Below are 21,901 nucleotides of genomic sequence, written 5' to 3' on the forward strand. Positions count from 1 at the left end.
GGTCTCCTCAGGCCCGCGAAGGCCGGCCGGCTTCGCGGTCGAGCAGCGCGCGTTTGCGCTCCGCGCCCCAGGCATAGCCCGACGGGGCGCCGTCCTTCCTGATCACGCGGTGGCAGGGAATAGCGACCGCAAGGGCGTTGGCCGCACAGGCGGCGGCGATGGCGCGGGTCGCCTTCGGCGCGCCGATACGCCGCGCGATCTCAGCGTAGGAGACGGTGCGGCCGGCCGGGATGTCCCGCAAGGCCTGCCAGACGCGCTGCTGGAACGCGGTGCCGCGCACGTCGAGCGGCAGGTCGAGACCGAGCGCCGGCGCCTCGACGAAGCCGATGACGCGGGCGACCAGCGCCTCGTAGTCGCTGTCGCCGCCGACCAGCCGTGCCTTGGGGAAACGGTCCTGCAGGTCGCGTACCAGCGCGTCGGGATCATGGCCAAGCAGGATCGAGGCGACGCCCTTGCGGCTCGAGGCGACCAGGATGGTGCCGAGCGACGTTTCGCCGACGGCGAAGCGGATCTCCTCGTTGGCGCCGCCGGCACGGTAGCGCGTCGGCGTCATGCCGAGCATGCCGGTCGATTTTTCGTAGAAGCGCCCGCTCGAATTGAAGCCGGCATCGTAGATCGCCGATGTCACGCTGACGCCGTCTTCCAGGCCCTGGCGGACCCTGGTGGCACGCTGGGCCGCTGCATAGTCTTTCGGCGTCAGCCCGGTGACCGCCTTGAAAACGCGGTGGAAATAGCCGGGGCTGCGGCCGGCGGCATCGGCCAGTTCGGCGAGCGACGGTTCCACCTCGCTCGCCTCGATCCTGCGGCAGGCATCGGCGACCATCCCGGCGTTGGCGGCCTCGAGCGAAGGGCCGTCCGGATTGCAGCGCCGGCATGGGCGAAAGCCTGTCGCCTTGGCCTGATCCAGCATGCCGTGCAATTGCACGTTCTTCGGATTGGCGCGCCGCGACGGGCAGGACGGCCGACAATAGACACCGGTGGTTGCCACCGAATACCAGAATTCCCCGTCGGCCGACTTGTCGCGTGCCACGATGCGCGCCCAGCGCGGATCATCGGCCACCGGCAGCGGCGCGGGTTGCAGATGTTTGGCCAGGGTGATGAACATGGTGCATTGAAGCCGCCAAAAGCCGGCCTCGCCACCCGTTTCCTGCCAACTGTCAGGAAGGGAAGCTTGATCAATGTTCGTGACGTTTTGGTGGGGAGACCGGAATGCGCTACAATTTCTGGTGCCTTGAATTGGCGCTTTGGCAAACGATCTGATTTCAAACCGAGATACACCCAATTTCCCTCCCAGCTCGGGCAAAGAACGACAAAGTTGATCCGGAGAAGGTGTGATGGAAAACATTCGACCCATTAAGACCGAAGCCGATTACGATTGGGCGATCGCCGAAATCACCAAATACTTCGAAAATGAGCCGGAGATCGGCTCTCCCGACGGTGATCGCTTTGGCGTTCTCGCAACTCTGATCGAGGCTTATGAGGAAAAGCACTATCCGATTCAGGCACGATCCCGTTGAATCCATTCATTCGCACATGTTCAACGTGTCGCGAAAGGCTTCGGCCGAGGTGATCGGACTATCGCCTCGGACAACATGCATGGGCCTTCTCCACGCGCTTGCCGACAGCACCGGCTCCTACGCCGCGCGTTTGGGTTCCACCGCGAACGGGCTGAGGCCGAGCCAGGTCTGCATTTGCCTGCCGATGGCCTGGTCGCCGGTCAGGACGACCTTCGCACCGGCCTTTTCGACGGTGAGCACTCCCATCCAGATCGCCGTCATCGTGTGCAGGTCGGTCGAGACATAGAGGTCGACGTCGAAGCCCGGATCGTACCAGCACAGGTCGACTTCACCGTGCTTTTCGACGATCAGCCACCATGAGCGTTTGGAGGCGGGGAGTTCCTGATACAGAAATTGTATCACCGTGCGTCCCTCGGGCAGCGGCAAGGGGTTCAGGTTGCGCCGCATGTCCCACATCAGCAGCGAAGGATCGAGGTTCTTGAGGGACAGCCGGGACTCGACCCATTTCTGGCCCCAAAAGCCCATCGCCTCGACGACCGGGCGCAGATCGCGGCCGGCCTCGGTCAGGCGGTAGTCGAAAATGCCTTTTTCTCCCTGGACCTCCTTGCGCTCGACGATCCCCGCCAGCTCAAGCTCCTTCAGCCGTTGCGACAGAAGGGTCGGCGACATTTTGGGCACGCCGCGGCGCAGGTCGTTGAAGCGGGTCGACCCTGCCACGAGCTCACGCATCAGCACCATCGTCCAGCGGGTGCACAGCACCTCGGCGGCCATCGATAGCGGGCAGAACTGTTTATATCCGTGCTGGGTCATGACTTGTGCCTCTCCCTCGAACCTTGGGGAACATTAGCCCTTCGCGATTGAAGCGGCGAGTACAGAAACTGTACCGGCCCAGTACAGATCGCGGACTGGCTGGCGCGGGCCTTGCCATGCGAGCCCTTTGGCCGGCGCACGGGATACCCCTGTGCGCCGCAACCAGGAGACCACAATGACTGCTTACGTTATCGCCGATATCAAGATGAGAGATCCGAAATGGGTCCCGGCCTATGCCGCCTCGGTGCACGACCTCGTCCACAAGCATGGCGGCAAATATCTGTCGCGCAGCGGCAATGTGAAGACGCTCGAAGGCATGCCGCTCGACACGACGCTGATCGCCCTGATGGCTTTTCCGTCGGAAGCCGCGGCGCGCGCCTTCACCAACGATCCGGCCTATGCGCCTTTCGTTTCGGCCCGTCAGGACGGCAGCGACAGCCGTTTCCAGCTGATCGACGACACCGATCTGGCCGGAACGATCCCGTATCTGCCGAAGGGATGACCGGCATTCGCCGCGTCGTTTTCGGGATCTCCAAGCAGCAACAGCCACGGCGCTTGCCTGTCGCGCCGCCGTATTGCCGGCGGCCGGCCAGCCGTGCTTTTTCAACAGGAATGGAATGGATATGAAATCAAACTTTCGCAACGGGCTTCTCATGGCGGGGGCCATGCTGGCCGTCTGCACCACCTTCGCACAGGCGCATCAGGAGGCGGCGGCGGGCGCGCCGGATGCCAGTCCGCTGGCCGAGAAGGTGCGGGCCGCCAACAGCCGGTTTCTCGACGTCAACGCCGCGACTGCGGAAGGCTATGCGCCTATTCCCTGCGCCAGCGGCATCACCGGCGGCGCCATGGGCATCCACTATGTCAATGGCGGGTATCTGAAGGACGACAAGATCGACATCGCCCGTCCCGAAGCGGTGATGTACGAGCCGATGGCCGACGGCACGCTGAAGCTGGTGGCGGTCGAATACATCACCTCGAAGGGGCCGGCCTCGCTCGAGGGACAGCTGTTCAACTTCAACAGCGCGCCCAACCGTTATGGCCTGGGTGAGTTCTACGAGCTGCATGTCTGGGCCTGGAAAGGCAACCCGACCGGCACATTCGCCGACATGAACCCGAAAGTGTCATGCGAGCACGCGATGGCGCCGAGCCAGTAACCGGCATCGCCAGGCGGCGCCAATGCCGCCTGGCCGTTGTCCCGAAGTTCCTGTCGACCCCACGAAATCAGCGATGCAGGCGTAGCAGACGGCTCTTGCCGCCTCCGACGAAGCCAGACAGGCTGATCATTGCGATGCCGTTTCGGGCAGCGGCAGTTCCATCCCGGCGCTGTCCCGGCTCGCCCGCGGCAGAACGAAACGTCCGGTCAGGTACCACAGCACGGACACGACAAGGACGGAAAGGTAGCCGTCCACGGCATAGTGCCAGCCGGTGTAGACCGAACCGAACAGGATAAACGCCGCGAAGGACCAGCTGGCAAACGCCCACCGGCGACCGAAACCGCTCAGAAAGAACGCGTTGAGCGTGGCGAAGGCGACATGCATGCTTGGCATGGCGGAAATCCCGCCGCCAAGTTCCGGCCGTTTGCTTTCGAAGGCGGCAAGCAGATAGTTGGCATAGATATGAACCGGCGCGGCATAGCTGTTGTGCGCCAGAGCGTCCCGCAATGCGCCAAATCGGTCGCCGCCATAGAACTGGTCGTGGAATATCGGACCCGTGGACGACAACAACGTGGCCAGGACCGTGCCGCACACGATCGTGGTCAGCGCCAGCGCCCAGAGATAGCGCAGACGCCCTGCCGGGTTGTTCCAGAAGGCGACGAACAGCAAAGTGCCGAACCATTGCACGTGCCAACCGTATCCGTAGCCGAAGAAAACGACGGCCGAGACGGATTCGGGAACGACGCTGTGCGCCCATGCCCAGGGGTCGGCGCCATGCAACCCAAGATCAAGTTCCGCCAGCATGCCGTCGGCGTAGAATGGCACGAAGTCCGGGATGGAGATCTTGAAGGTGGTGAAGGCCGTGATGCCGAGAAAGGACAGGAGGATCACGGGTGCGGCGCCCAGCCAGCGCTGCCGGATCGTGTCGAGCATGAACCTGGTTGGGTTTTGCCTGGAGAATGTCAGGGCCACCAGGCCGAGACCGGCTGCAAACAGCGCGGGCAGAAAGAAAACGAAGGGCCGGGCGTAGGATTGGGCCAGGTGCAGGTACCGGTCCGGCTCGAGGCAAAGCGCGGCCAAGGCGTAAGCCAGACACATGGCCGTCAGCAGCCAGCCGCTCCTGGTCGTCTCGATGTCCAGGTCAAGAACGGCAAGGGTGCGGCCATCGCCGTCCCGGTGTCCGGTGTACGCACTCATCGAAGACATCCCGCCAGCTGCCCAAGATTTCCGAATCTTGTCTATAACGCGAAGTATTACTTTCCGGTTACACCTGGGAGGAAGGCTCTTTCAAGTATCGGACGGATATGATTCTTCCATTTTCCTCAAGGAATTGTTCACGAAGACGTCGACGAAATGCGGCAGTGTCGATGATTGCCGGCTCCGCCGGAAACGCCGCCGCGCCTCCGCCGCGATCGAAGAGGGCATCGCTGTCCAGGCGATCGAGCAGACATTCCGCCCCTCCGCTGTCCGGTAACTGTTTCTTCTCTGGTTTTGCGGCAGATTGCCGGTGGGGTGGGGCAGGCGAAACGGACGATGGCGGGTCAGGGCAAGAAAAGTCGCAACGGAGCGTTCTGGGCCAAGGCCCTGGAGAGCGCCGATCTTGGCGTCTGGGACTGGAACCTTCGCACCGGCGATTGCTTCTATTCGGCGACCTGGGCGCGGATGCTGGGTTACGAGGAGGACGAACTCGCCAATGCCAGCGACCTGTGGCTGCAACTGACCCATCCCGACGACCGGGAACGGGCGCTGGCCAGCGGCGACCGCCACATTGCCGGGCTGACCGACGCCATCGAGACCGAACTCAGGCTCAAGCACAAGCAGGGCCATTGGATATGGGTGCTCGACCGCGGCGGCATCGTCGAGCGCGACGCCGACGGCAAGCCGCTCAGGCTGATGGGCGTGCAGACCGACATCTCGAAGCAGAAGGCGGCCGAAGCCGCGCTCGAACAGGTCAATATCCGCTTTCGCCTCGCGCTCGCCGCCAGCGGCAGCGGCATCTGGCACTACGACATCGCCACCAACAAGAGCTATTGGGACGCGCGCACAAGGGAGATATTCGGCCTCGTCGCCGTGACCGATGAGGTGACGGCCGATCTCTGGCACAGCTACCTGCATCCCGACGACAAGGACGCCGCCGAACGCGCGCACAGGGTGCCGTTGGAAACCGACGGCGTCATCGCCGCGCAGTACCGCATCATCAAGCGCGACGGCCAGATCCGCCACGTCGAATCACTGCTGCGCTTCGTCGCCGCGGCGGGCGCGGCCGGCCTGGTTCTCGGCACGGTGCGCGACATCACCGAGGACAAGGTGCGCGAACAGGAACTGGCCTTCGCCGCCCGTCACGACGCATTGACCGGACTCTGGAATCGCACCGCTTTCGACAGGCTGCTCGCCGACCACATCGTCACCGGCGCGTCTCTGGCGGTGTTCTACATCGACCTCGACTACTTCAAGGCGCTCAACGATTTCGCCGGCCATGCCGCGGGCGATCTGGCGCTGAAGAGCGTCGCGGCGGGTATTGGCCGTTGCCTGCCGCCGTCGGCGCATGCGGCGCGGCTCGGCGGCGACGAGTTCGCGCTGATGGTGCCCGATTGCGATACCGTGCAAGCCGAACAACTGGCCGGCGCCATCCTGGCGGCCGTGCGCGACGCCGATCTCGGCCTTGCCGCCACGTCACGCCGGCTGGCGGCCAGCATCGGCATCGCCATCGTCCGCGACCGTGTCACCACGGTTGCCGACGCCCTGGCCTGCGCCGACGATGCCTGCTACGCGGCCAAGGCCGCCGGGCGTGATCGCTTCGCGCTGTTTTCGACCGATGCCGCCTCCGGTTCGGGCGGCCTCAACGCGGCACGGCTCGCCGCCGACACGGTGGATGCCATGGACGACGGCAGGCTGAAACTGTTCGGCCAGGAGATCCACCGGCTAGGCAGGCCCTGGGATGAGAGCCGCCATGTCGAGGTGCTGGCGCGGCTTGACGGAAAGGGCGGCCGGCTGATCCCGCCCGGCGAATTCATACCGGCGGCGGAGCGCTTCGGCGTTGCCGCGCGGCTCGACCGCTGGATCATCCGCACCGCGCTGTCGCGGCACGGCGCGGCGATGAAATCCGGCGCGATCACGCTCGGCTTCAACCTCTCGGCGCAGACGCTGAGCGATCCCGGGCTGTGGGACTTCGTCGACAGCATCATCGAGGAAACCGGGGCGCCGCATTCGGGCATCGGCTTCGAGATCACCGAAACCGCCGCCGTCACCAATTTCGATGCCGCCGAAACCTTCGTGCGCAAGGCGCGCGAGCGGCGCTGCAAGGTCAGCCTCGACGATTTCGGCGCCGGCATGAGCTCGTTCGAATATCTCAGGCGCTTTCCGGTCGATGCCATCAAGATCGACGGCTCCTTCATCGAGCACGTCACGGAAAGCCGCTTCGACCGCGAGATCGTGCTGGCCATCGCCAGCATCGCCCGCAGCCTCGGCTGCGCCGTCGTGGCCGAGAAGATCGAGCGGCAGGACACGGTGGCCATGCTGGACGATATGGGCGTCGAGTTCGGCCAGGGCTTCCTGCTGCACCGGCCCGAACCGCTGGAGCGGATCGTGGCGCGCGCGGCGCAAATGGCGGGCGACGCATCAAGTCGCAAGGCGTCCTGACGGACAACTTGCATGTCGCTCCGAAAGCGGCCTGGATAACGACATTCGTGAAGACGAAGACTTGATGCGCGCAGCCCGAATCCGCTCAGCGCGGCGGGTTTTGTTCAGCCGTGTCGGCGCGCCGCCGCTCGGGGAAATTCCAGCACCCCGGGTTCCGGCTTCCTGTGCTGTGCTTCCGCCACCGTCTCGATCAACAGATCGAGGGCCTCGCATGTCGAACGGCTCGTCTCGTCATTGCCGCGCAGATAGTGGTAGGCGCGTTCGAGATGAAGACGGGCGGCTGAAAAATCACTGTTCAATGGTCCCTCCATGATACCGCCCTAATGTATCTTGGCCGGCCTGGCGCAATTTGGGGTAAATATCCACAGGCGCCTTTTATTCAAATGCCGCCGAATGCCTGGCGGCCGGCGGCGACACGTCGTGTCAGGAGTGGCGGCGCCGCGGCCTTGCGCGGTCTGGCGGCGCGCCTACAGCTTCTGATTTTATGCATGTCGTTGTCCCGGAACCGGGGACACTTCCGGGCGACATGCATTAAACTGCGCTCTTTTGTCCGAGTATGAGCTGAACCTTGTCAGGCCGCGCCGCCGGCGAACTCGGTGATGGCCGCCATTCGCGCAGCAAACCCATGTCGCCTGAGGAACAGCTGAAATAAGGCCACATTCGAGGGCGAGGGGAGATGTCCAACTGTTCGGAGCTCTCGCATGTCGCTGTCCGGCACGACAACCCGCTATGGACGCCTCGCCCAGGCATTTCATTGGCTGACGGCACTGCTGGTGCTCATTGCTTTCCTGGTCTCGGCGGGTGGCCCTCCGGAGCGGGTCTATTCAGCGGCCAGGGCGTCGACGCTGCTGCTGCACGAGTCGCTCGGCTTTGCCGTTTTCTGCTTGCTGGTCATTCGCCTGGTCTGGCGCCGGTTCGATCGCATTCCCGAGGCGCCGGCCATGCCTGCCTGGATGGAGGTCGCCTCGAAGGCAACGCATTGGGCGCTCTATGCGCTGCTGTTCGCGGTTCCGGCGACAGCCATGGTCGGCGCCTTGTTCGACGGCCACCCGGTCACTGTCTATGGGTTGGGCGCGATCGGTCCGTTTTCCGGCACCTGGGGCGCGCCGCTGGCGGAGATCCATGGCACGCTCGGCGATATCATGATGTGGCTCGCTGGCCTGCACGCGGCCGCTGCCATCTTCCATCACGTCTTCCTTCGCGACCGGGTGCTGAGCCAGATGCTGCCGGGCCTGCCCGATCCATCGTCCGGGCAGGGCGGCTGAACGCTGTCAGTCGAGAATGATGCGGATCGCCTGGTCGACCACCGGGTGCAGGCCGCTGGCCTGGAAGGACAAGCGGTTGCCGGAACCGACATTGCTGGTCATGGCGATGGTGAGGTCCGTCTCGGGATCGTGCAGCATGACGGCGACATAACCTGGGATGCTGCCCTGGTGGCCGTAGAAGGCGCGGTCGGCATAGGCGCTCTGGAACATGCCCGCGCCGGTCTCGCGCATGCGGGTGCCTGGAAAGCTCGCCGGCACGCGGTGTTCGAACATCTCGGCGAAGAACGGCGGTGACAACAGCTTCCCAGAAAACAGGCCGCGCATGAAACCCGCCATGTCGGATGGCGTCGACATCATGTCGCCGCAGCCATAGGCCGCGTTGAACGGGAAGGAGTCGGACGAGTCCTGCAGCTCGTCGGAATAGGGCAGCACACCGTCCATGCGCCACATCTCGCCGCCCGAGGCGATGTCGGTGGGCGCGTTCGGCGCCGGCGGCGGCCGGTGGTAATAGCCGCGCACCATCGACTTTTCCGGAAACGCTTCGGTCGCCGGCGACCAGGTGTTCTCCAGGCCGAGCGGCTGCAGGATCGCGCTTCTGACATAGGCGCCCAGCGGCTGGCCGGTGACGGCCTCGATCACCATGCCGGCCAGGACATAGCCGGTGTTGTTGTAGACGGCTGGCCCGCCCGGCGCCTTCTGCTTGTCGGAGGCAAAGGCGATGTCGACCAGCTGTCGCGGCGTCCACTGCCGGCCCGGGTCCATCGGAATGTAGTATTCGAATTCCGGCAGGCCGCTGCGGTGGTTGATCAACTGGCGCACTGAAATATCGCCGGCGCCCGGCAGGTCCGGGAACCAGGATGAGATCGGCGCGCCGAGGTCGAGCTTGCCGGTCTCGGCGAGGTTGACCAGGGCGGCGGCGACGAAGGTCTTGGTGCAGCTGCCGATCTTGAACAGCTGGTCTGGCGTGACTGATGTGCCATGCGCGCGGTCGGCGAGGCCGGCGGTAAGGGCGGTCGGCGTTGAGTCACCCTTGGCGTAGGCCAGCGAGGCACCCACCGCGCCGTCGGCAAGGTAGCTGTTTAGGAGGGAGGTCAGTTTTTTTGGCATGATGATCTCGCTTTTGTGGAGCACGGGATTTTCGCAAATCTGCTGGCGTTGTGCCCTTGGAGAGGCCCCCTCATCCGGCCCTTCGGGCCACCTTCTCCCCGTCGGGGAGAAGAGGGCGCCATGCTTCGTCAGGCTCGCCATTAGAGCTGTTGAAAGGAGAGCCGAGCGCTCGACCACCTCTTCTCCCCACCGGGGAGAAGGTGGCCCGAAGGGCCGGATGAGGGGGCGGCGGCCAGCCTTACTCCGCCATGTCGACGGCGGCGAAATTCTGCCGGCCGAAGGGGTCGAGCACGTAGTTGAGCACGCTCTTGCGGATCGGGATCGCGACCATCGAATGGGCGATCGGCGCCACCGGCACCACGGCCTTCAGGATCGCTTGCGCCTTCCCGTAGATCGCGGCGCGCTCCTTCGGGTCGGCGGCGACGCGGCCCTCGTCAAGCAGTTTCTCTAAATCCTTGTCGCACCAGCGCGAGCGGTTGGAGCCGCCCTTCACGCCGTCGCAGGAGAGGAGATAGCTCAGCATGTTGTCGGGGTCGCCATTGTCGCTGCTGCCGCCTAGCAGGAAGGTGTCCTGTTCGCCCGCCGCGGTGCGCTTGAGATATTCGCCCCATTCGAAGCTGACGATATCCGAGTGCACACCGACCTTGGCCCAGTCCGCCTGGATCATCTCGGCCATGCGCTTGGCGTTGGGGTTATAGGGGCGCGACACCGGCATCGCCCACAGGCTGATCTTGAGGCCGCTATCGTGGCCGGCCTCCTTCAGCAGTTTCTTCGCGCCCTCGGGATCATAGTCGATGCCGGCATCGGTGACGGCGCCGAGCTGCGCCGGCGGCACGACGCTGCCGGCCACCGTGCCGGCGCCGGCGTAGACGGCATCGACGATCGCCTTGCGGTCGATGGCCTTGGCCAGTGCCGTGCGCACGCGCACGTCGCCCAGCGGCTGGTGTTCGACATTGAAGCCGAGGATGCCGATGTTCTGGCCCTTGAGATCGAGAACCGTGATGTCGGGATCGGCGCGCAGGTCGGCGACCGCGGTTGGCGGCGGCGGCGCGGCGACCTGGCATTCATTGGCCTTGATGCGCTCGACGCGGGTGGTTGGCTCGGGCGTGACGGCGAAGACCAGCGTGTCGATCTTCGGCGCACCGCGCCAGTAATCCTTGTTGGCGGCGTAGCGGACCTGGCGGCACATAGGCCTGAAGCACGAAAGGCCCGGTGCCGACCGGCATGCTGTCGATCAGCTCCGGCGTGCCGGCCGCGACCATCTTTTGCGTCTGCTCCAGCGACAGGATGGAGAGATAGTCGAGCGCCAGCCCGGCCAGGAAGGTGACATTGGCTGACGTCAGCGTGAAGCGCACGGTGTAGTCGTCGACCTTGTCTATTCTGTCGATCAGCGTGCCCATGCCGAGCGCGTTGAAGTACTCGTAAGCGCCGCCGCCGAGCTTGTGATAGGGATCGTTGGCATCGCGCTGGCGGTTGAAGGTGTAGAGCACGTCATCCGCGTTGAAGTCGCGCGAGGGCGTGAAATGCTCGTTCGACTGGAATTTCACGCCGTGCCTGAGATGGAAGGTGTAGGTCTTGCCATCCGATGAAACATCCCAGCTTTCGGCCAGCGCCGGTCCGACCTCCGTCGTGCCCGGCTTGAACTCGACCAGCCGGTTGAAGATCGTCTTGGCGGCGGCGTCCATGGTGGAATCGGCGATGCCGATCGCCGGGTTGAAGGTCTCGGGATTGGCCTCCGAGCAATAGACCAGCGTCTTAGCGTAGGCCTGCCCGCCGACGAGGACGGATGAGGCCAGAAGGGACGTGGCCAGAAGGGACGGGGCAAGCACTGTGCGCAGAACGGTGGATTTCATCGCAAACGCTCCTGATGACACTTTACGGGGTGAGGGAAGGGCTGAAAATTCATGGGGCCGCCGCCGGGACAAGGAAGCGGTCGGGCGCCAGCGCCGCGGCGGTGACGCCGAGCGCCGTGACATCCCCCGGGATGGACTGCCCGCGCAGCAGCGCCGCGCTCAGCCTGGCCAATGTTAGCGACACCTGGAAGCCATAGCCGCCCTGGCCGCCGAGCCAGAAGAAGCCGGGAAGGCGCGGGTCGAAGCCGGCGACCGGCGTGCGGTCGGGCGCGAAGGTGCGCAGGCCCGCCCATGGCGTCGACGGACGCCCGATGCGCATCGATGTCGCCTGTTCGATGCGGTCGACGGCGATGGCGACGTCGATGTCTTCCGGCCAGGCGTCGCAAGGCTCGGAGTCCGTCTCGTCGGCAAGCGAGCCGATCAGCCTGCCGGCATCGGGCTTGAAGTAGAACTGCTCGTGCAGGTCGACCACCAGCGGCCAGCCGGCGATATCCATCCCGGCGGGCGGATCGAACAGGAAGGCGGTGCGCCGTTTGGGCTGGAAGCCGAGGCCCGGCAGCCCCGCCATGCCGGCGACGACATCGACCCAGGCGCCGGCGGCGTTGACCACGATGTCGGCCGAGTAGACGCCGGCGCTCGTTTCAACCCGAAAAGCGCTGCCGTCGCGTGATATGGCGCGGACCTCCTCGCCGGTGCGGATGATGCCGCCGCTGGCTTTCAGCGCCGAGGCGCTGGACCCCAGCATCTTGCCCGTGTCGACATCCACTGCCTCCGGCTCATAGACGCCGCCGCAGGTGTTTTGCCTGGCAATGACCGGAACCAGCCCGTGGAGCTCGGCCGCCGACAGGCGGCGCACGCTGGGCAACAGCGCCTGCAATTCATGAGCCAGCTTGTCGATGGCGGCATCGTCACCAGTCCATCCGACGTGCAGCGCGCCGCGCCGGTGGGCGACGAAACCGCCCTCGACTATCGCCTGCCGGCTGGCCAGCGTCAGCCCGCGCACCAGGCGGTTGCCATAGGTCTCGGTGAACAGAGCGGCGGAGCGGCCGCTGGCGTGGTAGCCGAGATGCGGTTCGCGCTCGATGACGGTGACATCGGCCCAGTCCGCCACCTCGGCGGCAAGGGAGAGACCGGCGATGCCGCCGCCGATGACGATGATCTTCGTGGGAGAATTCGACTGCATCAATCAGTGGTAAAAATAATTTCGTATCCAGTCAATATTTAGCGTATAAGAAAATTGTTGGTGTTGTTGATGGCCCGCTCGAGTTCGACTACCTAGGATGAACCCCGCGGTAGTGACGTGCCGCCGCTTCATGGAGCTGACAATGTCGGAGCAACCGAATCTCGGTGATTGTCTGCGTGCCCTGAGAAAAAGACATGGCTGGACCTTGCAGGAGGTCAGCTCTCTCACCGGCGTCGCGGTGTCGACGCTATCCAAGGTCGAGAACGACCAGATGTCGCTGAGCTACGACAAGCTGTTACAGATCTGCGAAGGGCTCGGTATCCATGTGACGGAACTGCTCAGCGGCGACCGCAAGCAGCCGGCGGCGCGCACTCGCCGTTCGGTGACCTCGCAGTCCAACACGCTGCGCCAGCTGACCCGCAACTACGACTACCGGTACCTCGCCACCGACCTGGTGCGCAAGCGCATGGTGCCGATCCACGCCTATGCGCGCGCCCGCACGCCGGAAGAGTTCGGTCCGCTGACCCGGCATGCCGGCGAGGAGTTCCTGATCGTGCTCAAGGGCGAGATCGAACTGCACACCGACCAATACGCGCCGGTGCGGCTGAAAGCGGGCGAGAGCGTCTACATCGATTCCACCATGGGCCACGCCTATCTCTCGGTGGGCGAGGGCGACGCCGAGATGCTGTGCGTCTGCTCCGGCGACGAGCCCGACATGGAAGGCACGCTGCTCTCGGTGCTGGAGACGGTGGAGGGGTAGGGGCTTTCGAACACCGCCGCCGTCGCACCCCGGGCGCTAATTTGCGTGGTTATCAATGCCTTCCGGAGGCGATCCCGCAATCGCATCTCGGATGCCTCATTGCCGATCCAGCGTCTCCTCTTTTTTCGTGGTGACGAGGTTTGCATCGCGTGCAAGCCTCCATTGCCCGTCTTTCTCCTTGCGCAGGAGCGTCAGCGTATATCCCGACCGATGCACGCTACCGCCCGGCGAGGTGGCGCTCATTTCAATGCGGTTTCGGATAAAGGCCCAGTCTCCAAGCAGTTGCAGTTCGAGGATTTCGCTCGTTCCGTCGATCCTTGCTCCAGCCATGCCTTGCGACGCTTTGGCAAAGGCCGCCTTGCCGAACGGCTCCTGGCCGGGAACCGTGAAGATCACGTCGTCGGTCATCAGCGAAAGCACGGTCGCCAGATCGCCGCTTTTGCTGGCCGTCATCCAGGTGTCGACCACTTGCCTGATGGCTTTTTCGTCGTCGTTCATCGCGCAGTCCTCCGGGTGAGTTCGGAAATCGGCGAGAGCAGAGATAGTGCGGTCCGCCGTATCAGCAACAACGGTTGCGGCGGCGATCGCAGGCTGGTCGGGTGGCGCCGGCTTGCGTTGAGTTTTTCTGCAACCTGGATCAGCCTTTCCGGTTCGAACTGGCCGACGAAACCAGCTATATGACTCGCTGAAAACTCCCGCCAACGTAATGAGGAAAACCCAATGAATTCAGAAAAAACAGCTGTCATCGTGGCCGGCGGCAGCGGCATGGGCGCGGCGGCGGCAAAGCGCCTGGCGGCGGATGGGTTCAAGGTGGCGATCCTGTCCTCGTCCGGCAAGGGCGAGGCGCTGGCCAAGGAGCTTGGCGGGCTCGGCGTCACCGGCTCCAACCAGTCGAACGACGACCTGCAGCGTCTCGCCGACCTGACGCTGGAGCGCTATGGCCGCATCGACGTGCTGGTCAACAGCGGCGGCCATGGGCCGCGCGCGCCGATCCTGGAGATCACGGATGAGCAGTGGCACACCGGCATGGACGTCTACCTGATGAACGTCATCCGGCCGGTGCGTATCGTGGCGCCGCAGATGGTCAAGCAGAAGGGCGGCGCCATCATCAACATCTCGACGGCCTGGGTGGCCGAGCCGAGCGCGATGTTCCCGACCTCGGCCGTGTTCCGCGCCGGCCTTGCCGCCTACACCAAGATTTTCGCCAACACCTATGCATCAGACAATGTGCGCATGAACAATGTGCTGCCCGGCTGGATCGACAGCCTGCCCACCACCGAAGAGCGCCGCGACAACGTGCCGATGCAACGCTACGGGACGAGCGAGGAGATCGCCGCGACCATTGCTTTTTTGGCTTCGGAAGGGGCCGGGTACATTACCGGGCAGAGTATCCGCGTGGATGGGGGTGTTATCCGGGCGCTGTGAGGGATTTGGTCCGATTTTTTGGAGACGCCGGCGGGCCAGCGCCCCCCTCTGCCCTGCCGGGCATCTCCCCCTCAAGGGGGGAGATTGGCAGCTTTGGCGCCGGTTCTTTTCCTCAACACCGAAAATTAGCGAAAGCCATGGTGACATCCGATCTCCCCCCTCGAGGGGGAGATGTCCGGCAGGACAGAGGGGGGCGCTGGCCCGCCGGCGTTCCGTTTTGGGTGCCATGCTCGTCCCGACGCTTCAGTGGCCCGTCACCGCTGATCCGCATCCGTCAGCGTCCGCAGGAACGCCACGATGTCGTCGATCTCGGTGTCGTTGAGCGCCGGCTTGTCGCCGGGCTTTTTGCCGTTGAAGGGCGGATCCTGGTTGAGATTTCCCCAGTAAGCCTTTGGCAGATCGTCATATTGCCTCACCGTGCCGTCTGCATTCCTGGGATACCAGTGGCCGGGGTCGGTGTCGCGGCTGGCGTAGAAGGCGACGGCGTCGCGCAGCGTGTGGACGTAGCCGTTGTGGAAGAAGCTCTTGCGCAGCGCGACATTGCGCAGCGTCGGTGTCTTGAACAGGCCGCAATAGTCGGTGCGGCCGTGGAAATCGGTGCGCAGCGGGCCGCACAGGCCGAGATCGGCATAGGCGGGGTCGGCGTTGGCCGGGATGGCCGGATTGCGCGGTACGGCGATGGCGATCAGGCCGAAATCGGTGAATTGCGGCGGCTCGCCGTCATTGGCGGGTTCGCTGAGGTGGCAGGAGGCGCAATTGCCTTTCGCCTCGTCCTCGAACAGGGCGCGGCCGCGCAGTTCCTGCGCCGACAGCGTCGCCTTGCCGGCGAGGAAGGCGTCGTAGCGGCTGGAATAGGGATAGAAATCGGCGGCGCCCTGCTCGAATGTGCCGAGCGCCTCGGCGGCGGCGTCGAAGGCGTCGCCCGGGCGGTCGAAGACATCGTTGCCGAAGGTTGCCTTGAACTCGTCGGCATAGGCCGATCTACGCAGGGCGGCGGTGACCGTCCCCGCATCCTTGTTGGCCATCTCGAAGGGCGAGAGCAGGGGGATTTTCGCCTGATCCTTGCCGTGGTCGGCGCGGCCATCCCAGGTCAGGCCGCCGGTCGGACCGTTGTCGACGCTCTCGTCGCCTTCGTCCTCGGAATCGTAGAAGTGCTCGGTGAAGGCGGGAGCGGCCTGGAGATAGCGCAGCGAGGGCACCGCGCGCACGCCCGGCTGGTCGAGATGCGGTCCGCCCACCTCGACTGGAGCTGCCGAGGCCGGGCCGAAAGCGTGGCGCGGATCATGGCAGGACGAGCAGGCCTGCCTGCCCGAGGCCGACAGCGTCGGGTCGAAGAACATTTTTCGCCCCAAGGCGGTCAGCGCCTCGGCACGCGCGAAAGCTTGCGCGCGCGATAGCGGACCGGGATGGACGCCATCCGCCGTATTCGCGGGCGCGGCACAGCCAAATGTCGAGATCGCGGCAATCGCGATCATCAGGCTTTTCCATCGTCTTCTGGTCATGGAGCATGGTCCGCTTTGGCCGGGAAATAGGAATGGAGTGCAACGGATTGATGACCGGCCCCAGTGCTCACGAAACCGTGTTCGCCGCGGCGGCGGATGTCACAAAGGTGACAAGGCATCCACGTTAGCTGCCCCGATGGTTCCCGCGCCCCTCTAGCCACAGTCAAGCCACGAGGTCTTCCCGATGACGAGGCTCAAACTCCTCACTTCCTTCTGCCTGGCCGGTTCGGCCCTGCTTCCCCTCGCGGCGGCCAATGCCGCCCCTCCCGGCTTCGACAAGATCGACACCGTCGTCGTCATCTATGCCGAGAACCGCAGCTTCGACAATCTCTATGGCGGCTTCCCCGGCGCCAACGGGCTGGCCAATGTCTCGGCCGATCAGGCGCGCCAGCTCGACCGCGACGGCAAGCCGCTCACCGAGCTGCCGCCGGCCTGGGGCGGGCTGACCGGAAAGGGCGTCACGCCCGTGGTGACGGAGGCTGAGACCGCGCATCTCGCCAACGCTGCCTTCGCCATTGACGATCCCAAGGGCTTCAACGAAGGCACCAACGTCATCACCCATGATCTGTGGCACCGCTTCTACCAGGAGCAGATGCAGATCGACGGCGGCAAGAACGATAAATTCGTCGCCTGGGCCGATTCCGGCGGCCTTGTCATGGGGCACTATGATGGCTCCAGCCTGCCGATGTGGCAGGTCGCGAAGAAGTATGTGCTGGCCGACAATTTCTTCCAGGGCGCCTTCGGCGGCTCCTTCCTCAACCATTTCCAGCTCGCCTGCGCCTGTACGCCGGTCTATCCGCACGCCGACACCAGTCCGATCAAGGGCCAGATCGCCGTGGTCGAGGCCGATGGCACGACGCTGAAGGTCGCCGACAATTCGCCGGCCTCGGCACTCGGCGGCGTACCGAAATTCGTCAATGACGGCGCCATCACGCCCGACTTCCATGCCGTCAACACCATGCAGCCGCCCTATCAGCCGAGCGCCAACAAGCCGGTAGAGGGCGGCGACAAGGCGCTGGCCGACCCGGCCGCGCCCACCACCCTGCCGCCGCAGCACGACATCACCATCGGCGATCTGCTGTCGCTGAAGGGGGTGAACTGGGCTTGGTATGCCGGCGCCTGGCAGGCAACGCTCGATGGCAAGAACGCGACGCCGGTGCCGAACTTCCAGTTCCATCACCAGCCGTTCAACTATTTCGCCGCCTACGCGCCAGGCACCGCCGCGCGCACCGAGCATCTGCGGGACGGCGGCCTGGACGGCACCGAGTTCATCAAGGCGATCGATGACGGCAAGCTGCCGGCGGTGAGTTTCTACAAGCCGCAAGGCAATCTCAACGAGCACGGCGGCTATGCCGACGTGGCCAGCGGCGACCGGCATCTGGCCGACCTCATTTCGCATCTGGAGAAGAGCCCGCAATGGAGCCACATGCTGGTGGTCGTCACTTATGACGAGAATGGCGGCTTCTGGGATCACGTCGCGCCGCCCAAGGCCGACCGCTGGGGCCCGGGCAACCGCATCCCGGCCTTAATCGTCTCGCCCTATGCCAGGATGGGCACGGTCGACCACACGCAATACGACACGACCTCTATCCTGCGCTTCATCACCGCGCGCTACGACCTGCCGGTACTAACCGGCATCGTTGCCCGCGACAAGGCGCTGGCCGCCCATGGCGAGCCGCCGATGGGGGATCTGAGCGCGGCGCTGGATCTCAGCCGGTAGACCCGAGCGAACCGCGGATATGCCGCCGCGCCGCACGGCGCGGTGGCCTTCTCAGCCGCCATTCACCAGCGCAAGAATGAGCTTCTGCAGATTGCCGCCTTGGCCGAGTTCGACGCGGTCGAAATCGCGGCTTGCCTGCCGCTGCGCCTGCGAGAGCGCGGACAGGCGCTTGGTCATCTCGACCCGGATCTTGCTGCATTTTGGATCATCGGGAACGGTCAGGCCCACCGTCTCCGCCTCGATTCTGCGCGCCATGTCGACAATGGTCGCGCCATGCACCCTTTCGTGGGCGCTGACGCCGGCGAGGAAAACCTCCCAGTTCTTCTGGATGGCCGAGGGCAGCGGCGATGAGGGGCTGGGCAAGGTGTAGGTGATGATGAGCTTGGGCTTCGCCGAAACCAGCACGCAGGCTCCGGCACGCGCCTGATAATCCCTTGTCCAGGTCAGCTTGAAATTGGTCTGGGCGATGGCGCGGGCAATGCCGGCATTCGGCCCGTTCTGGCCGATCGACCGGTAGAGTTCGAGTCCGGACTGGCCTGAAATGGCGTAGGTCTCGACCTTCTCGACCGGCTTCCACTCGGCCTGCGCGGCGAACGGCGAGGCCACCAGGGCGGCGGTCACAAGACACAGGCGAATACAAGCTCTCAACACCAAGGTGCCCCGCACATGCAATGCCATTCAACGGCTTTTCCTATATGCTGCCGGCGGGTGCTGCAAATGCCCGAAGGGGGAAGTCATGAAAAGATATCTCGTTGCCGCCGGAGCCTTGGCGGCATTGCTTGGCACGCAGCCGGCCTTTGCCGCGTCCTGCGGCTGGAGCGCGAAGATGGAAGAAGACGAGGGCGGCAGCGTGCTGACGGCTTCCGTCTGCGGCGGGCCGAAAGGCGACGCGCAGTTGATGCTGACCTGTTTCGACAATCCGGTGCTGAGCTACGACCTGGGTGCCAGCGGCCCGCAACTGGAACCGGGCATCAACGGTTCGTTCGACTTCAAGGCCGATGGCAAGACGGTGACCAAGACGCTGCAACTGGAGGAAATGTACAATTATTTCGTGGTCGATCTCGCCAAGGCCGATCCGCTGCTCGACCTGCTGCGCTCGAAGGGGGACGTGTCGGTCAGCGCGGCCAAATATGGCGCTATCAGCTTTCCGCTGAAGGGATCGAGCGCGGCCATCGGCAAGGTGCTGGCGCAGTGCGGCAAGGCCAAGCCCGCGGGGGACGGGGATTGATTGGTGGTGCTGTGCGGCAGCTATGGCGGCTGTGGCGGCTATCCATATTGTCGTCATCCTAGGGCGCAGCAAGGAGCGAAGCGACGCAGCGCAGACCCTAGGATCCATGCCGTGACGTTCGCCGAAGAACATAGCGGAAACAGGATGTTCTCCCGACGCGTTACTCGATATCCTTGACTTATGACCGGCTATGTCTACATGATCGCGAGCCAGAAGGGTGGCACCATCTATATCGGTGTTACCAACGATCTCGGTCGCCGCATGCCGGAGCACAAGTCGGGCCAAGGCTCGCATTTCACCAGCCGATATGGTGTGCAGCGACTGGTCTGGTATGAAGAATATTTCGATATCACCGATGCCATTCAGCGCGAGAAATCGCTAAAACGCTGGTCGCGGCAATGGAAGATCGAACTGATCGAAAAAGCAAATCCGGAATGGTTCGAGTTGTTCCGCGGCACTGGGTGGTAGCGCTGTGTCCTGGCCCGCTTTGGTTCGTTGCAGGCGTCGCGGCATGGATCCTAGGGTCTCCGCGACGGAGCTGCGCTCCTGCTTCGCCCTAGGATGACGAAGGATGAGATAGCCGCACCAGCCATCAACCCCGAAAACCAGCGCCTCCCGCCATCGCCGTGGCCAGCACGCTGTCGCCGGTTCCGGCTTGGCGGCGACTGGCGTATAGCGGAAGCCTTTCAGGCACTATTCAAATCCCCGGCAAAGCGGATATAGGTCAGTTAGGTTGACCTATATAAGAAAACGTCGGGGAGGCGTGTCTTGACCCTTTTGAACCTGTTGGCTTCGCGCTCGTCGCGTATGAAGGCGTCGGAAATCCGCGAGCTGTTGAAGCTGCTCGACCAGCCCGACATCATCTCGTTCGCCGGCGGCATTCCCGATCCGTCGCTGTTTCCGGCCGAAGCCATCCGCGATGCCTATGCCGATGTGCTCGGCGGGGCGGAAGCCGGGGCCGCGTTGCAGTACCAGGTCTCGGAAGGCTATCTGCCGCTGCGGCGCTGGCTTGCCGGGCAGATGGGCAAACTCGGCATTGCCTGCGACGAGGCCAACATCTTCATCACCTCCGGCTCGCAGCAGGCGCTGGATTATCTCGGCAAGCTGTTCCTGTCGCCGGGCGATACCGCGCTGGTGACATGGCCGACCTATCTCGGCGCGCTGCAGGCCTTCAATGCCTACGAGCCGCGCTACGACCGGCTGCGGCCCGAGGGCGGCAACATGACACCGGCGGCCTACCACACCGCTGCAGCCGCCAATGGCGGGCGGGTGAAATTCGCCTATCTGGTGCCCGACTTCGCCAACCCGACCGGCGCCACGCTGGACCGAAAGCAGCGCGAGGCGGTGCTCGACCTTGCCGGCGAGCTCGACATCGCCGTCATCGAGGACGCCGCCTATCGGGCGCTGCGCTATGACGGCGAGGGTGTGCCGCCGATCCTGGCGCTCGACTGCGCGCGGTCCGGCGGCATCGACAAGGCGCGCACGCTCTATTGCGGCTCGTTTTCGAAAATCCTGTCGCCGGGCATGCGCGTCGGCTGGGTCTGCGCGCCGCGCCACGTGGTCGAAAAACTGGTGCTGATGAAGCAGGCTTCGGACCTGCACAGCCCGTCGGTCAACCAGATGGTGATGCACCGCGTCGCCGAATCCGTGTTCGACGGCCAGGTGGAAAAACTCATCGGCGCCTATCGCGAGCGCCGCGACGGCCTGCTTGGCGCGCTGGAAGCCAACATGCCGGAGGGCGTGAGCTGGAGCCGCCCGGAAGGCGGCATGTTCGTCTGGGTGACGCTGCCGGAAGGCGCCGACGCCACGGAACTCCTGGCGCGGTCGGTGAAGGAGGCGCGCGTCGCCTTCGTGCCCGGCAATGCCTTCCACGCCGACGGCACCGGCCGCAACACGCTGCGGCTGTCGTTCACGCTGGCCGACCGCCGCGCGGTGAGCGAGGGCATTCCACAGCTGGCGGCGCTGCTCAAGGGTTAGACCCGCAGCCGAGCGCCGCGCCATCAAACTTCCGGTCAGCCGAAAAGTTCCGTCGGGCCCAAAAAATTGTCGCTGGTTGTCAGCAGATGCAGGCGCCCCGCGTTGACGCCTTGCCGCCCGCGCCTAAATTCGAGGCCTTGCGAGGAGGAGCTTTCATGGAACTGCATCGCGGCCGGCTCATCGACCACCTGCAGCTCGTGGTCCGGGATCTCCCCGCCAGCCGGCGTTTCTACGAGGCGCTGTTCCAAGTGCTTGGTGTCCCGATCGGCGGCACCGGCGAGGATTATTTCTGGGCCGACGAATTGTTCATCTCCAGTGTCGACAGCCGGGCCGCACAGGGAAAGCTGACCGGCCGCCATCATCTGGCCTTCCAGGCCAGGGATCACGCCATGGTCGATGCCTTTCACAGGGCCGGACTCGAGGCCGGGGGCACGGACAATGGCGCGCCCGGCGAGCGGCCCTATCATCCCGGCTATTATGCCGCCTTCCTGCTCGACCCGGACGGCAACAACATCGAGGCCGTCCACCACGGCCCGGCCAACCGGAGTTCCGCTTCCGTGAAGATCACGTTCTAGGGTGTATTGATGTTCAGGTGAGGTCGGCCTGCAAATGCCGGCTTCCTGCGCTTCCGGTGCTCATATGTGGACGGCCCCCTGCTTGCAAGGTTTTGGCTGAAGATGATTTGATCGGATCGCTTGCGCTCATATGTCCGGCCTTTTGCGCGCGGATATGTGAGCGCTGGCCTAGATGGGCTTCACGGA

At 64.5% G+C, this 21,901-nt stretch carries 21 protein-coding genes and 1 pseudogene; 12 read left to right on the forward strand and 10 right to left on the reverse strand.

The genetic code is table 11. The features are described from left to right. Positions 1-7 precede the first annotated feature (7 nt). The gene (gene ada / locus O7A70_RS09715; protein ID WP_337140185.1) at positions 8-1,105 is read right to left on the reverse strand and encodes a bifunctional DNA-binding transcriptional regulator/O6-methylguanine-DNA methyltransferase Ada; all 1,098 of its coding nucleotides are present in this window, start codon (positions 1,103-1,105) and stop codon (positions 8-10) included. A gap of 229 nt (positions 1,106-1,334) precedes the next feature. Here ada and O7A70_RS09720 point away from each other — a divergent pair, with 229 nt between their 5' ends. Further along, positions 1,335-1,517: a helix-turn-helix domain-containing protein gene (locus tag O7A70_RS09720; protein ID WP_051442578.1), complete on the forward strand. Its 183-nt coding sequence runs from the start codon at positions 1,335-1,337 to the stop codon at positions 1,515-1,517. Between the two features lie 117 nt (positions 1,518-1,634). Here the strand turns inward: O7A70_RS09720 and O7A70_RS09725 are convergent, their stop codons facing one another. After that, a complete protein-coding gene (locus O7A70_RS09725; RefSeq protein ID WP_337140186.1) occupies positions 1,635-2,327 on the reverse strand; it encodes a winged helix-turn-helix transcriptional regulator in 693 nt (230 codons plus the stop codon). A gap of 175 nt (positions 2,328-2,502) precedes the next feature. Between O7A70_RS09725 and O7A70_RS09730 the strand changes: the two genes are divergently transcribed. Both O7A70_RS09730 and O7A70_RS09735 read left to right on the forward strand, forming a co-directional pair. Continuing rightward, positions 2,503-2,829, forward strand: coding sequence for a DUF1330 domain-containing protein (locus O7A70_RS09730; RefSeq protein ID WP_027141451.1), 327 nt, complete (start codon positions 2,503-2,505; stop codon positions 2,827-2,829). A gap of 115 nt (positions 2,830-2,944) precedes the next feature. Further along, positions 2,945-3,481 carry a hypothetical protein gene (locus tag O7A70_RS09735; RefSeq protein ID WP_337140187.1) on the forward strand — a complete coding sequence of 179 codons (537 nt, stop codon included), beginning with the start codon at positions 2,945-2,947 and terminating at the stop codon, positions 3,479-3,481. Between the two features lie 126 nt (positions 3,482-3,607). Here the strand turns inward: O7A70_RS09735 and O7A70_RS09740 are convergent, their stop codons facing one another. Next, the gene (locus O7A70_RS09740) at positions 3,608-4,678 is read right to left on the reverse strand and encodes a phosphatase PAP2 family protein (RefSeq protein ID WP_337140188.1); all 1,071 of its coding nucleotides are present in this window, start codon (positions 4,676-4,678) and stop codon (positions 3,608-3,610) included. A gap of 336 nt (positions 4,679-5,014) precedes the next feature. On the opposite strand from O7A70_RS09740, the gene O7A70_RS09745 reads away from it, so the two are divergent. After that, the gene (locus O7A70_RS09745; protein WP_337140189.1) at positions 5,015-7,120 is read left to right on the forward strand and encodes an EAL domain-containing protein; all 2,106 of its coding nucleotides are present in this window, start codon (positions 5,015-5,017) and stop codon (positions 7,118-7,120) included. 104 nt (positions 7,121-7,224) lie between these two features. Here O7A70_RS09745 and O7A70_RS09750 read toward each other — a convergent pair whose 3' ends face one another. After that, on the reverse strand, positions 7,225-7,419 hold the full coding sequence (locus O7A70_RS09750) for a hypothetical protein (protein ID WP_337133163.1): 195 nt from the start codon (positions 7,417-7,419) through the stop codon (positions 7,225-7,227). A gap of 402 nt (positions 7,420-7,821) precedes the next feature. On the opposite strand from O7A70_RS09750, the gene O7A70_RS09755 reads away from it, so the two are divergent. After that, positions 7,822-8,385: a cytochrome b gene (locus tag O7A70_RS09755; protein ID WP_337140190.1), complete on the forward strand. Its 564-nt coding sequence runs from the start codon at positions 7,822-7,824 to the stop codon at positions 8,383-8,385. A gap of 6 nt (positions 8,386-8,391) precedes the next feature. Here the strand turns inward: O7A70_RS09755 and O7A70_RS09760 are convergent, their stop codons facing one another. The 3 genes and pseudogenes from O7A70_RS09760 to O7A70_RS09770 all read right to left on the reverse strand — a co-directional run bounded on the left by O7A70_RS09760 (position 8,392) and on the right by O7A70_RS09770 (position 12,528). Beyond that, complete coding sequence (locus tag O7A70_RS09760; protein WP_337140191.1) at positions 8,392-9,492, reverse strand: serine hydrolase domain-containing protein; 1,101 nt, start codon at positions 9,490-9,492, stop codon at positions 8,392-8,394. Positions 9,493-9,730: 238 nt separating this feature from the next. Next, a pseudogene (locus O7A70_RS09765) lies at positions 9,731-11,345 on the reverse strand (ABC transporter substrate-binding protein). A 49-nt stretch (positions 11,346-11,394) separates the two neighbouring features. Next, complete coding sequence (locus O7A70_RS09770) at positions 11,395-12,528, reverse strand: NAD(P)/FAD-dependent oxidoreductase (protein WP_337140192.1); 1,134 nt, start codon at positions 12,526-12,528, stop codon at positions 11,395-11,397. 142 nt (positions 12,529-12,670) lie between these two features. On the opposite strand from O7A70_RS09770, the gene O7A70_RS09775 reads away from it, so the two are divergent. Further along, on the forward strand, positions 12,671-13,288 hold the full coding sequence (locus O7A70_RS09775; protein ID WP_027141459.1) for a helix-turn-helix domain-containing protein: 618 nt from the start codon (positions 12,671-12,673) through the stop codon (positions 13,286-13,288). 96 nt (positions 13,289-13,384) lie between these two features. On the opposite strand, the gene O7A70_RS09780 is transcribed toward O7A70_RS09775, so the two are convergent. After that, a complete protein-coding gene (locus tag O7A70_RS09780) occupies positions 13,385-13,990 on the reverse strand; it encodes a YybH family protein (RefSeq protein ID WP_337140193.1) in 606 nt (201 codons plus the stop codon). Positions 13,991-14,008: 18 nt separating this feature from the next. Between O7A70_RS09780 and O7A70_RS09785 the strand changes: the two genes are divergently transcribed. Next, on the forward strand, positions 14,009-14,713 hold the full coding sequence (locus O7A70_RS09785; RefSeq protein ID WP_337105133.1) for an SDR family oxidoreductase: 705 nt from the start codon (positions 14,009-14,011) through the stop codon (positions 14,711-14,713). Between the two features lie 254 nt (positions 14,714-14,967). Here O7A70_RS09785 and O7A70_RS09790 read toward each other — a convergent pair whose 3' ends face one another. Beyond that, complete coding sequence (locus tag O7A70_RS09790; protein ID WP_337140194.1) at positions 14,968-16,188, reverse strand: cytochrome-c peroxidase; 1,221 nt, start codon at positions 16,186-16,188, stop codon at positions 14,968-14,970. Positions 16,189-16,399: 211 nt separating this feature from the next. Between O7A70_RS09790 and O7A70_RS09795 the strand changes: the two genes are divergently transcribed. Continuing rightward, positions 16,400-17,935 (forward strand): acid phosphatase, encoded by a 1,536-nt coding sequence (locus O7A70_RS09795; RefSeq protein WP_337140196.1) that lies wholly within the window; start codon positions 16,400-16,402, stop codon positions 17,933-17,935. A 51-nt stretch (positions 17,936-17,986) separates the two neighbouring features. Here O7A70_RS09795 and O7A70_RS09800 read toward each other — a convergent pair whose 3' ends face one another. Continuing rightward, positions 17,987-18,613, reverse strand: coding sequence for a DUF922 domain-containing Zn-dependent protease (locus O7A70_RS09800; RefSeq protein WP_337140197.1), 627 nt, complete (start codon positions 18,611-18,613; stop codon positions 17,987-17,989). Positions 18,614-18,671: 58 nt separating this feature from the next. Between O7A70_RS09800 and O7A70_RS09805 the strand changes: the two genes are divergently transcribed. The 4 genes from O7A70_RS09805 to O7A70_RS09820 all read left to right on the forward strand — a co-directional run bounded on the left by O7A70_RS09805 (position 18,672) and on the right by O7A70_RS09820 (position 21,715). Further along, positions 18,672-19,163 (forward strand): hypothetical protein, encoded by a 492-nt coding sequence (locus O7A70_RS09805; protein ID WP_337140198.1) that lies wholly within the window; start codon positions 18,672-18,674, stop codon positions 19,161-19,163. Between the two features lie 180 nt (positions 19,164-19,343). Next, entirely contained in the window at positions 19,344-19,631 is a 288-nt protein-coding gene (locus O7A70_RS09810) for a GIY-YIG nuclease family protein (RefSeq protein WP_337140199.1), read from the forward strand. Between the two features lie 339 nt (positions 19,632-19,970). Continuing rightward, entirely contained in the window at positions 19,971-21,140 is a 1,170-nt protein-coding gene (locus tag O7A70_RS09815) for an aminotransferase-like domain-containing protein (RefSeq protein WP_337140219.1), read from the forward strand. A 155-nt stretch (positions 21,141-21,295) separates the two neighbouring features. After that, positions 21,296-21,715: a VOC family protein gene (locus tag O7A70_RS09820; RefSeq protein WP_337140200.1), complete on the forward strand. Its 420-nt coding sequence runs from the start codon at positions 21,296-21,298 to the stop codon at positions 21,713-21,715. Positions 21,716-21,901 lie beyond the last annotated feature (186 nt).

It is taken from the genome of Mesorhizobium sp. Cs1299R1N1 (assembly GCF_037179655.1).
GTDB classification, from domain to species: domain Bacteria; phylum Pseudomonadota; class Alphaproteobacteria; order Rhizobiales; family Rhizobiaceae; genus Mesorhizobium; species Mesorhizobium salmacidum.